Source organism: Nonomuraea sp. NPDC050202 (assembly GCF_040656115.1).
Lineage (GTDB): Bacteria > Actinomycetota > Actinomycetes > Streptosporangiales > Streptosporangiaceae > Nonomuraea.
In genome coordinates this window covers 110,664-120,771 of record NZ_JBFALF010000034.1, presented here as the reverse complement: position 1 = coordinate 120,771, position 10,108 = coordinate 110,664, and the positions used below count along the sequence as shown (strand labels likewise).

At 68.9% G+C, this 10,108-nt stretch carries 11 protein-coding genes; 6 read left to right on the top strand and 5 right to left on the bottom strand.

The features are described 5' to 3' along the window. The first annotated feature begins 276 nt into the window (after nt 1-276). Together AB0I79_RS49425 and AB0I79_RS49420 are read left to right on the top strand one after the other, a co-directional pair. On the top strand, nt 277-684 hold the full coding sequence (locus tag AB0I79_RS49425; RefSeq protein ID WP_357889436.1) for a hypothetical protein: 408 nt from the start codon (nt 277-279) through the stop codon (nt 682-684). A gap of 43 nt (nt 685-727) precedes the next feature. Then, nucleotides 728-2,590 (top strand): CocE/NonD family hydrolase, encoded by a 1,863-nt coding sequence (locus AB0I79_RS49420; protein WP_357889433.1) that lies wholly within the window; start codon nt 728-730, stop codon nt 2,588-2,590. A 137-nt stretch (nt 2,591-2,727) separates the two neighbouring features. Here AB0I79_RS49420 and AB0I79_RS49415 read toward each other — a convergent pair whose 3' ends face one another. Continuing rightward, nucleotides 2,728-3,159, bottom strand: a complete 432-nt coding sequence (locus tag AB0I79_RS49415; RefSeq protein ID WP_357889430.1) for a TetR-like C-terminal domain-containing protein — start codon at nt 3,157-3,159, stop codon at nt 2,728-2,730. Between the two features lie 318 nt (nt 3,160-3,477). Further along, nucleotides 3,478-4,242 carry a methyltransferase domain-containing protein gene (locus AB0I79_RS49410; protein WP_357889427.1) on the bottom strand — a complete coding sequence of 255 codons (765 nt, stop codon included), beginning with the start codon at nt 4,240-4,242 and terminating at the stop codon, nt 3,478-3,480. 179 nt (nt 4,243-4,421) lie between these two features. Here AB0I79_RS49410 and AB0I79_RS49405 point away from each other — a divergent pair, with 179 nt between their 5' ends. Then, the gene (locus tag AB0I79_RS49405; protein ID WP_357889424.1) at nt 4,422-4,712 is read left to right on the top strand and encodes a glycosyl hydrolase family 18 protein; all 291 of its coding nucleotides are present in this window, start codon (nt 4,422-4,424) and stop codon (nt 4,710-4,712) included. Between the two features lie 207 nt (nt 4,713-4,919). Here the strand turns inward: AB0I79_RS49405 and AB0I79_RS49400 are convergent, their stop codons facing one another. Further along, complete coding sequence (locus AB0I79_RS49400) at nt 4,920-5,084, bottom strand: hypothetical protein (protein WP_357889421.1); 165 nt, start codon at nt 5,082-5,084, stop codon at nt 4,920-4,922. Nucleotides 5,085-5,584: 500 nt separating this feature from the next. On the opposite strand from AB0I79_RS49400, the gene AB0I79_RS49395 reads away from it, so the two are divergent. After that, nucleotides 5,585-6,052, top strand: a complete 468-nt coding sequence (locus tag AB0I79_RS49395) for a hypothetical protein (protein ID WP_357889418.1) — start codon at nt 5,585-5,587, stop codon at nt 6,050-6,052. A 584-nt stretch (nt 6,053-6,636) separates the two neighbouring features. Here AB0I79_RS49395 and AB0I79_RS49390 read toward each other — a convergent pair. After that, on the bottom strand, nt 6,637-6,879 hold the full coding sequence (locus tag AB0I79_RS49390; RefSeq protein WP_357889416.1) for a hypothetical protein: 243 nt from the start codon (nt 6,877-6,879) through the stop codon (nt 6,637-6,639). A gap of 70 nt (nt 6,880-6,949) precedes the next feature. Next, on the bottom strand, nt 6,950-7,135 hold the full coding sequence (locus AB0I79_RS49385) for a hypothetical protein (RefSeq protein WP_357889413.1): 186 nt from the start codon (nt 7,133-7,135) through the stop codon (nt 6,950-6,952). A 935-nt stretch (nt 7,136-8,070) separates the two neighbouring features. Here AB0I79_RS49385 and AB0I79_RS49380 point away from each other — a divergent pair. Then, complete coding sequence (locus tag AB0I79_RS49380) at nt 8,071-8,277, top strand: cold-shock protein (RefSeq protein ID WP_219502854.1); 207 nt, start codon at nt 8,071-8,073, stop codon at nt 8,275-8,277. 355 nt (nt 8,278-8,632) lie between these two features. Next, nucleotides 8,633-10,066 carry a DEAD/DEAH box helicase gene (locus AB0I79_RS49375; RefSeq protein WP_357889410.1) on the top strand — a complete coding sequence of 478 codons (1,434 nt, stop codon included), beginning with the start codon at nt 8,633-8,635 and terminating at the stop codon, nt 10,064-10,066. The last annotated feature ends 42 nt before the right edge of the window (nt 10,067-10,108 follow it).

The following is a 10,108-nucleotide window of genomic DNA, read 5'->3' as shown; positions in this document are numbered from 1 at the left end:
GTCACCGGCATCCTGCTCACCCAGGTCGGCTACAGCGTGCCGAGCCCGGCCCACCTGATGAACGACTTCTGGACCACCGTCTACCAGGCCATCGACGACTGACACCAGCCCAGCGTGCGATATATCCGCCCGCGACACCCGGCGGCGGCCCTGTGTACCTCAGGCGGGGCCGCCCGGGCGCGGCCTGAACCCGTGAAACACCCGACGGTGCCAGCAGGATCGCCCGCCACACCCTGCTGTGTCATCGAATGTCCGCACAATCTTGAAGGAGTCACCATGTCCATCGCCCTGACCGAGCAGGACAAGACCACCCTGCGTACCGCCGCTTACGGCGCCGTCTCGTTGATGTCGGCCGCCGATGCCGCCGGCAAGCCGCACAAGACCGCCACCGAAGGGTCCATCGCCCTGGCCTCCGCGACCGGCCTGGTCGGACACGTGCTCGCCGAAAAGACCAGGGACATCAACCTGAACGGCAAGTCCGTCGCGGCACTCGCCGACCAGGTGCTGCCCGCCCTGACCGCAGCCATGAGCCTGCTCAAGCAGCAGGACCCGGCAGAGGCTGACAACTTCCGCCGCACCGTCCTCGTCGCCGTCGAAGCAGCCACCCGGACCCACCAGAGCCGGCCCAGCCCCACCGTCGCCGACATGACCCGCAAGATCACCGAAGCACTGGACGCCGCTTGAGGGCATGCCGACCCGCGCAGCCACAGCTTGTTGAGAACAGCCCATGAGGATGCACATGTCATACGTCCAACGGCGAAGGCTCCTCGCCGCAGTCGCATTCGCGACCGTGGTCGCGAATGCGACTGCCACGAACGCGGCGGAGAAGCCCGCGATCGAGGTCTCAGGCGGGGTCACGCAGCCCGTCTTCTCCTACGAGGACGCCATCCGCGAGCATGTCCGGGTGCAGTCGACGGTCGACAGCGACGGCGATGGCAAGAAGGACCTGGTCCGGGTGGACATCATCCGGCCCAAAGAGAGCGGTTCCGGGCTCAAGGTTCCGGTGATCATGCACGAAAGCCCGTATTACGACGATCCGGGGGTCGGTTTCGAGCTGGAACACAAGAAGTACGACGCGAGCGGGAACCTGACCAAGTTTCCGCTCTTCTACGACAACTACTTCGTGCCGCGCGGGTACGCGTTCGTGTCCGTCGACATGATCGGCACCAGGCTGTCCGACGGCTGCCCGACCTCCTACGGCGCCTCCGACGTGCTCGGCGGCAAGGCGGTCATCGACTGGCTGAACGGCCGGGCGGCAGCCTACGACGACAACGGCAAACCGGTGAAAGCCTCCTGGACCACCGGGCGTACCGCAATGATCGGCCAATCGTATGAGGGAGCACTCGCCATAGGGGTCGCCGGTACCGGGGTGAAGGGGCTGGAGACGATCGTGCCGCTCGCGGGGTTCAGCAGCGGGTACGGAATGTGGCGTGCGAACGGCACCCTCACCTGGTTCAAGGGCGGGGCAGAGTGGCAGGCCGACCGGGTCGACCTCGATCCGGCGGAGAAATGCGGGGCGGTGCGCCGGCAACTGGCCATCGGCTCGGACGACGAGACCGGCGACTACAACGCCTTCTGGCGCGAGCGCGACTACCGGGCCGGGCCGATCTCGAACGCGCGCAAGGTGCGTGCCAGCGTCTTCACGGTGGTGGGGATGCAGGACCGGAACGTGACGGCCGACCAGTTCTCCACCTGGTGGGCCGGACTGCCCCGCAACGTGCAGCGCAAGGTGTGGGTGACGCAGTACGGGCACCTCGACCCGTTCTATGCCCGCCGCGACATGTGGATCGACACCCTGCACCAGTGGTTGGACCACGAACTGATGGGCGTCTCCAACGACATCATGCGCCGGCCACGCGCCGACGTACAGCTCGGCCCGGACCGCTGGATCACCCAGCCCGACTGGCCGGCGCCGGCACAGAAGGTGACCCTGTGGCCGCGGCAGGACGGCTCCCTCGGTCGCAAGCCCTCGACCGGAACCGGCAGCTACCTGGAAACCCGGCAGACCGAGGTCGCGATGGCCACCGACCCCGGCACCGCCAGCCCGTACCGGCTGGCCTACCTGACCCCGCCGCTGGAGAACGCGGTGCGGCTGTCCGGAACCCCGTCGGTAAGCCTGCGCCTCAAGCTGGACAAGCCGACCGCCAACCTGGGCGTCATGCTCGTCGACTACGGCACCGACACCCGCATCCACGGCGTCGACCCCGCCGGCGGGCAGGGCCTGAAGTTCATCGGCGGCGAGGACTGCGTCGGCGAGAGCACAACCGATGACGACGGCTGCTACTTCAGGGCCGCCGACAACACGGTGACCTCCGGCTTCCAGGTGATCACCCGCGGCGTCCTGGACGCGCAGAACCACAAATCGCTGAGCCGCGCGACGCCGCTGACGCCGGGCAAGCCGTACCAGATCACCTGGTCGATGCTGCCGCAGGATTACGAGTTGAAGGCCGGACACCGGCTGGGGCTGGTGCTGACCGGAACCAACGACGACATCACCGACGCCGAACCCGGCACCGGGGCCAAGGTCACCGTTGACCTGGCAGGCACGTCGATCTCGCTGCCACTGGTCAACGGTATGCCCATCGAGTAAGAGCAAGATTGACATTTGCGGACGGTCACGGCCGCGCCGGCCGCGACCGTCCACATGACGTCTCGGGCGCGCGCAGAAACGGGGCCGCGGGGGTTGGGTTGATTCACGTGTCGGCGGACGGTTTCTCGACGGCGTCCTCACTCTCTGCCGACCGGCTCATCGTCGTGCCCCTGCCGTAGGACGCCCGCGCGTGCGGCGGCGAGCGTGACGCGCACCGCATGGACGGCGGTCGCCTCGTCGACCGGTTCGGCGGTGATGAGCAGGCGCAGGTAGATCGGCGCGGCCAGGGTCTTGAGCACCTCGGCGGGGTCGGTGCCCTCGGGAAGCTGGCCGCGCTTGATGGCACGCCTCAGCACCGGCTCGGCTCTGGTGAGCCGGTCGTCGAACACGTGACGCCGGGCGGCCGTCGGGGTCGGCGGCCACGTCCCGGATCGCCAACCACACCTCGCGCAACACGATCGCGGCGGCGTCCAGGTCCTTGAGCGTACGCAGCCGTTCCTTGCCCGCCTGAAACGCCGAGGTGCGCAGCAGATCGCCCATCGCCAGATCGAACACCTCGATGGCCTCATCGGCCGAGACCGGCTCCATCACCGCGGCGAAGGCGACCAGGGTGGCCAGCTTTCGATCACCGGCCAGGTCCGCGACCGCCTTGGCCCGGGCGGCCTTGGCGAAGCGGGCCAGCGCGGCGACCTTCCCGGCCGGCACCGCCGACAGATCCCACGCCGAGGCGCCCAGACCGCGCAGCTCCACATGCCGCTCCAGCGCCTTGCCCACCCCGGTGCCGGACACGTCGGTGGGGCTCTTGCGCAGCCGGTCCAGCCCCGAGATCCGCCGCCCCTCCGCCACCGTGACCAGCTCCTCCAGCGCGCCCTTCTGACCCGGGCTGGTCAGTTCTTGCTTGCGGTGACCAGGGTGAACGACAGGAACTCTCCTTGGTCGGCAGTGAGCATGTCCAGCACGGGTTGCTGCGTGATGGCAGCTTCCGGCCGATGCTCGACAGCGGCGCGCGTCCAGAGCAGCCAGTCGCGCCAGCCCTCCTCCTGCAGACGTGCGGAGGTGACCGTGACCTGCTCGGTGATCTCCCATTGGAAGCGCCACCAGGCGGCGGTGTGCCAGGCGATCGCCTCCCAGCCGACGACCTTCTTGACGTGTGCGGGGATCTCGCCGAGATCGCGCACCTCGCGTGTCATGCCGGGGGTGGCGATGCCGAGCTGCCCCCCTGGGCGCAGGAACCGGACCAGGTAGGGCAGGTAATGGTCACCGGTCCCGAAGTACTCGAAGGCGTCGATGCTCACGATGGCGTCGAAGCTCTCGCCCTCGAACGGCAGGGTGTGCGCCTCGGCCCGGACCGCCTCCACGCGGTCGGCGACGCCAGCCTCGGCGAAGACCGCACTTGCCTCCTCTGTCGAGATCCACCAGTCGGCCGCCACCACCTGAACGCCGAACTCCCGGGCCAGGAACACCGAGGTCGCGCCCTTGCCGGAACCCAGGTCAAGGACCCGCATGCCTGGCCGTAGGTCCAGGTCGCCGGCCAGATCCTCCAGCAGCCAGAGCGGATTGGGTCCCATGTCCAGACCGAGCAGCCAGCGCGGGTCGTATCCGGACGAACGCGGGTAACGGTCAGGGCGGATCAGCTCATCAACAGCGGTCATGGCAGCCGAGTGAAGCAGCCCGCGGCGAGTGCCCGCAAATCCGTTTCGACCGGTGAGCGGGCAAGCCGTGGAGCTGCCATGACGCGACGGCTGGTTTGGTCAGCCTGGGGCCGGGGCGGTGAGCCGGTGTTCGCGGGCAGAGGACCCCTTTCCCCGACTGCGGATACGGATGTAACACGTTGGCGGACAGCGGTTCCGGCACGGCCACCGGTCCAGGGCCCGGCACCTACGAACCGGGTGTCGAGTACTACAAGGTCCTCAAGACCCGCTGTCCGTCCACCGGCACCATCGCGGGCACCGCGTACGCGTTCTGCGGCAACCAGTGGTGGAGCTACGACACGCCGGGGACGATCGGCGGCAAGATGACGTACTACCGGAACCAAGGCCTCGGCGGCGTGTTCCTGTGGGAGCTCGCCGGCGACACCGCCAACGGTGAACTGATCACAGCCGTGAAGAACGGCGTGGCCTGACCCGAGTGCCGGCTCCCCGCACCGCGGGAGCCGGCGTCTTTACGCGCGCTGAACGTATGCAGGGTGGGAACCGAATACGCCGGAAAGGGGCCGTGGCCGCGCGTAATCGCTGGTCAGATGTGGCGCTCAGACCGCCAGCGGCGGGGGGAAGAACGGAAGAGAATCCAAACGAAGGAATGATCTTGAGTGGCGTTCGGCTTGGGATGGTCAGTCTCGTGGGCCGAAGACCCGTTGTTCGAGCCGTTCCATCAGCTCGAGATCGGCACTGCTGCCCGGTCCGGTGATCCGGGCGCGAACCGGCCGCCGCGGGCCGGTGGTGTCCGCCTCGTCTTGCTGGTCCTGCTCCTTGGCCTCGGCGAGCGCCCGGTACACCGAGGGGGATTTGCCCGCGTTCTTTCCGGTCTTGATCGTCAGCTTCCTGGCCGCCGTGCTCAGCGGATACCGGGTGTGAGAGGTTCACCGTCACGTCGGTCGGCCTCCGCAGCATGTCGTCTCGACCGTTGACCCCGCCCCCGGCCGAACCGGTTGAACCCCATTCATGCCCGGCTGGCCCGCCGCTGGGGCCCGCGCCGGCGGCGATGTTCACGGCCCGTCGAGCGGAAACCCGTTCATGACGGTGGCCCCCGTTCGCCTCGGTAGTGGAGGATGTTGAACGTGGGGGAGCCCACCGCTACGAGCCATCAAGCTGAGCCAGTAAGCCGCTGGCCACCCTTCGCTACGATGATCGCGGACCATGATGGGCGGCAGATTCGTGTCGCCGAAACGCGCGAGGAGTGCGGATGCAGCCGGATCCACCCCAGCCCGGGTTTCCTCAGTATGGTCAGCCGCCGATGGCTGGCGGACCCGCGCCGTGGGGTGGTGGGCGGAGCCCGTTGGCGGCGCCGCCCACGCCGAAGGCAAACGCTGCGGCGGCGGTGATCGCTGGCATCCTGGCGCTGATCACCGCCGGCATGCTCGTCTGGTTCGCGCTTAACGACGCCCTCTATGCCATCAGGCATGATGACTGGTCCAGCCTGGTGTTGCAGAACGTGTTCGGCGGCGTCATCGGCGCGGGGGTACTGCTGGTCGCAGCGGGGTTCACGTTCGCCCGCAGGCTTCCCGGCGCGTGGACACTGTGCGCGCTTTGCGTGCTTTTCGTCGTGGCGAACCTCGTGTTGGCGCCGCTACTGCATGGCACGCCCTTCGGCGCTCAGCTCACGTTCCTCTTCGGCTTCGACAAGATCAACGGCATCGCCGCAGGGCTGGCGACCATATTCTGCGCCCTGACGGCGATCGTGGCGATGATCGCCGGCAGCGTGAAGTCGTACGGACCAGTCACCGCCACGCCACCCCGTCCATGACCACAGCGTGAGCTGCCCCCTTGGACCAGCCGCCCAACGAAGACGACCATCCGCGAGCATGGGCGGCTGGGAGAGGTGGCACCACGGCCCACGGCAGTGTCTCGTTCTCTGCCGTGGACCGTGGGAACTGCGTGGCGCGGGCATCCTGAGGATGATCGTTGATCGGCCTGCCTGCGCCGTCGTGCGGAGCCGGTGGGCAAGAGGTCTGCCTGCCGGCGCGCCGGGACGTGGCTGGCCGCGTGCCCGGGCGGGGGCGCAGCAAGGCAGGCCACGTCTCGTTTCATCACCCGGCCTCCGTCCGTAGGGCGTCGGGAAGCTGGCTGCTCAGTTCCGGAGGCGGCGGGTGTATGCCGTTCTGGATCGCCCAGAGGCGGCTCTGACGCTGCGTCTCGCGGATGTTGGCCCACAGCGGTTGCGGGGTCGTGCAGGTCGCCTGAGTGGTAGATCCCGGCCGGGTTCCAGCCCTGCGATATGGGTGCCCATTGCGTGGCGTGCGGGCACGCAGCGCGCACCATTACGCCCCTTCTCGCTCAACGCGGTGCGGTCTGCTTGGTCGCCGAGCTGAACGCAGGCGCTCGGCGAGGTCAGCCGCGCGGGCGGTGGACGACCTTGTCCGTCGAGCGGCCGGGATACACGACGAGCAGGTGCTCCTCCAGCGGCGCGTCGGGGTAGTTCTCCTCCCATGGCAGTGTGCGGGCGTGGACGCGCAGGCGGTAGTGGCCTGGACCGGCGACGGCCAGGTTGGGCAGCGGCTCGGCCGTCCCGCTGCCGCCGCCCTCGGGGTATGTCGGCACGATCAGGCGGCCGCTGCGGCTGGCGATGCCCACCTCGACCACATGGTCCCAGCCGGTGAGCCGGTGAGCCGGAGCGGTGGGGCGCGTTTGAACACCTTGATTGTCAAGCACATCGCCGCGTTCCGTTGGTCACGATGGCGGCGCTGCTGCCCGCGGCGTCGATGAACCCGTCCTCGATGGCGTCGAAGATGTCGGCGGCCTCGTCGCCGTCGCCGTAGATGTTCCCAGGATCGCCCGCGCTGTCGTCACGGTCGTCGAAGACGGCGTAGCCGCCGCCTTCAGACAGCATGTACGCGGCCGTGCTCTGCCGCCTGGCCCGCACCCCGGGCCACGGGTCGGCGCACCGGGCGTTGGCCTCGGCCTTCCACGCGGCTTCCTGTAGGTCGCGCTCGGCCTGCCGGCGGTCGGCCTCGGCGTTCTGCCGGGCGACGATGCCAGGGCACAGGTACTCCAGGGCCGCGGCCAGCTCGATGGTCTCCGCCGTGCCGCCCGCCCGCTCGTGCTGCGCGTTCCGTTCCTGGTCGCCGGGCAGCGCGCACAGCTGCGCGCCGTAGGCGAGGATGCGCTGCTCGGGCGTCCAGCAGTCTGATCTTGGCGGCGCGTACGGCGTCGAGCACCGACCCGAGCAGCGCCAGCGGCCTGGCCAGCGCCACGCCGAGCTGGTTGGCCAGGCGGTGCACCAGCATGCCTGGCCAGAGCCGGTCGCCCTGCCCGCTCGACTCCAGCGTCAGGTCGGCGGAGGCGATCCGGTAGTCGCACGTCAGGAGGGCTTCGAGGGCCGCGCCCGAACATCCGCCGGCGCCTCGGCGAGGTTGGGTGCGGTGAGCCGCTCCAGCCGGCGCAGCGCCCGTTCCCAGCGGTTGACGAGATGGATCTCGGCGGGCCCCGGTCACGCGGGGCCCGAGTCTCCGGGACGCAACCGGACTATCGCCACTGCACAAAGCCGTGTCGACGACGAGTGAACACCCGTCGTCAACACGGTGCCGCACGGAACGCGATTCGTCCAGGCGGGGTAGCTCCGGGTGTGCGCCTCACGCCTGCACGTGTGCTAGCCTAGATCCAGTTGCAGTTGTGGTACCCATATGAACTTGTGTGCACCTGACGGTATGTAGCCTCAGGTGCATTTTTTGTTGCCGGTCTTCTCCGGGTGTGTGGTCCTATCGCGGCGACGCGGAACCCGTCTTATGCGGGTTCCGGCTTTGCACCTATCAAGAGGAGAACAACATGGCTTCTGGCACCGTGAAGTGGTTCAACGCGGAAAAGGGCTTCGGCTTCATCGAGCAGGACGGCGGCGGCGCCGACGTCTTCGCCCACTACTCCAACATCGTCTCCCAGGGCGGCTACCGCGAGCTGCGCGAGGGCCAGAAGGTGGCCTTCGACATCACCCAGGGCCAGAAGGGCCCCCAGGCCGAGAACATCGTCTCCGCCTGACACTGACGCATCACGTAGCCGGGGCCCGCACCGCAGGGTGCGGGCCCCAGCGCGTTGCTCTTGTGGCGCCCCATGTGCCGTGACGGCCTCACCGGCCACGAAGGACAGCATGCCCGTTCTTCCGCCGCACAGCGGATGGACCACCGATGGCTCCGGTTCGGGCACCAGTCCGCTCCAGCCCTGCGACCGGCATCGCAACCGCCGTTCTCTCCGGCGAAATGCCGACTGTCCCGACACGAGGCCAGGCTGTTTTCCGTCGGCTCGGCTCGTCTTTCTTCGGCTCGTGCTCGCCGTTCCTGTGCCGCTTATCGCGCCGGGAATCACTTGACACGTGCCGCATCGAGGAAGGTTCTGCATGAACCACGCAACTCGCAAGCACAACCGCTACTCCCTCACCCGCACGGGTGACTCCGCCAACCCCGGCCGGGGTGAGCGATCCGGCTCGTCGACTCGGAGCCGTTCGGGCGCCTCCAGGCACTCGGGTGGTCACGGGCGCCGTCCCGCCGCGCTTCAGGGGGAGTTCGCGCTGCCGGTCACCGTCACTCCGGCGCTGCCCGCAGCCGCGACCTTCGCCGAGCTGAGCCTGCCGCCCGCGCTGATGAAGACGCTCACCAGCCTGGGTATGAAAGAGCCGTTCCCGATCCAGGCGGCCACGCTGCCGAACTCCCTGGCCGGCCGGGACGTCCTCGGGCGGGGGCGTACCGGGTCGGGTAAGACGCTCGCCTTCGGCCTGGCCCTGCTCGTGCGCACCTCCGGGCAGCGCGCCGCATCGCGGCAGCCGCTCGCCCTGATCCTCGTTCCCACGCGGGAGCTGGCCCAGCAGGTCACCGACGCGCTCACCCCGTACGCCCGGTCGCTGAAGCTGCGGCTGGCCACCGTCGTCGGCGGCATGTCGATCGGCCGGCAGGCCAAGGCGCTGCACGATGGTGCCGAGGTCGTCGTCGCTACCCCCGGACGGCTCAGGGACCTCATCGAGCGCGGCGACTGCCGTCTGGATCAGGTCGGCATCACCGTGCTGGACGAGGCCGACCAGATGGCCGACATGGGGTTCATGCCGCAGATCACCCACCTACTCGACCAGGTGCGCCCCGGGGGCCAGCGGATGCTGTTCTCCGCCACTCTGGACCGCAACGTCGACCGGCTGGTACGCCGATACCTGAGTGACCCGGTGGTCCATTCGGTCGACCCGTCGGCGGGCGCGGTCACCACGATGGAGCACCACGTCCTGCACGTCCAGGACGCCGACAAGCAGGCCACCACCGTGGAGATTGCCGCCCGCGACGGCAGGGTGATCATGTTCCTGGACACCAAGCACGCCGTGGACCGGCTCACCAAGAGCCTCCTGAACAGCGGCGTACGCGCCGCCGCCCTGCACGGGGGCAAGTCCCAGCCCCAGCGCACCCGCACCCTCGCCCAGTTCAAGACCGGAGACGTCGCGGTGCTGGTGGCGACCAACGTCGCGGCCCGCGGCATCCACATCGACAACCTCGACCTCGTCGTCAACGTCGACCCGCCGAACGACCACAAGGACTACCTGCACCGCGGCGGCCGCACCGCTCGCGCCGGCGAGTCCGGCAGCGTCGTCACCCTCGTCCTGCCCAGCCAGCGACGAGACATGACCCGCCTGATGGCCGACGCAGGTATCGTCCCGCAGACCACCCAGGTCCGTTCGGGCGAGGCCGAACTCAGACGTATCACCGGCGCCCAGCCCCCCTCAGGGATCCCCGTGACCGTCACCGCCCCAGTGGTCAACCGCCGGCCGGGACGGAACGGCCGACGATTCAGATAACGGTGGATGACCGCCCAGCGGCCCAGGACCTCGGGAATGTCG

Excerpts from the sequence above, each read along its gene's own strand:
- AB0I79_RS49425 (WP_357889436.1), top strand. The coding sequence starts at position 277 with ATGTCCATCGCCCTGACCGAGCAGGACAAGACCACCCTGCGTACCGCC.
- AB0I79_RS49420 (WP_357889433.1), top strand. The coding sequence starts at position 728 with ATGAGGATGCACATGTCATACGTCCAACGGCGAAGGCTCCTCGCCGCA.
- AB0I79_RS49415 (WP_357889430.1), bottom strand. The coding sequence starts at position 3,159 with ATGAGGCCATCGAGGTGTTCGATCTGGCGATGGGCGATCTGCTGCGCA.
- AB0I79_RS49410 (WP_357889427.1), bottom strand. The coding sequence starts at position 4,242 with ATGACCGCTGTTGATGAGCTGATCCGCCCTGACCGTTACCCGCGTTCG.
- AB0I79_RS49385 (WP_357889413.1), bottom strand. The coding sequence starts at position 7,135 with ATGCTGTCTGAAGGCGGCGGCTACGCCGTCTTCGACGACCGTGACGAC.
- AB0I79_RS49380 (WP_219502854.1), top strand. The coding sequence starts at position 8,071 with ATGGCTTCTGGCACCGTGAAGTGGTTCAACGCGGAAAAGGGCTTCGGC.
- AB0I79_RS49375 (WP_357889410.1), top strand. The coding sequence starts at position 8,633 with ATGAACCACGCAACTCGCAAGCACAACCGCTACTCCCTCACCCGCACG.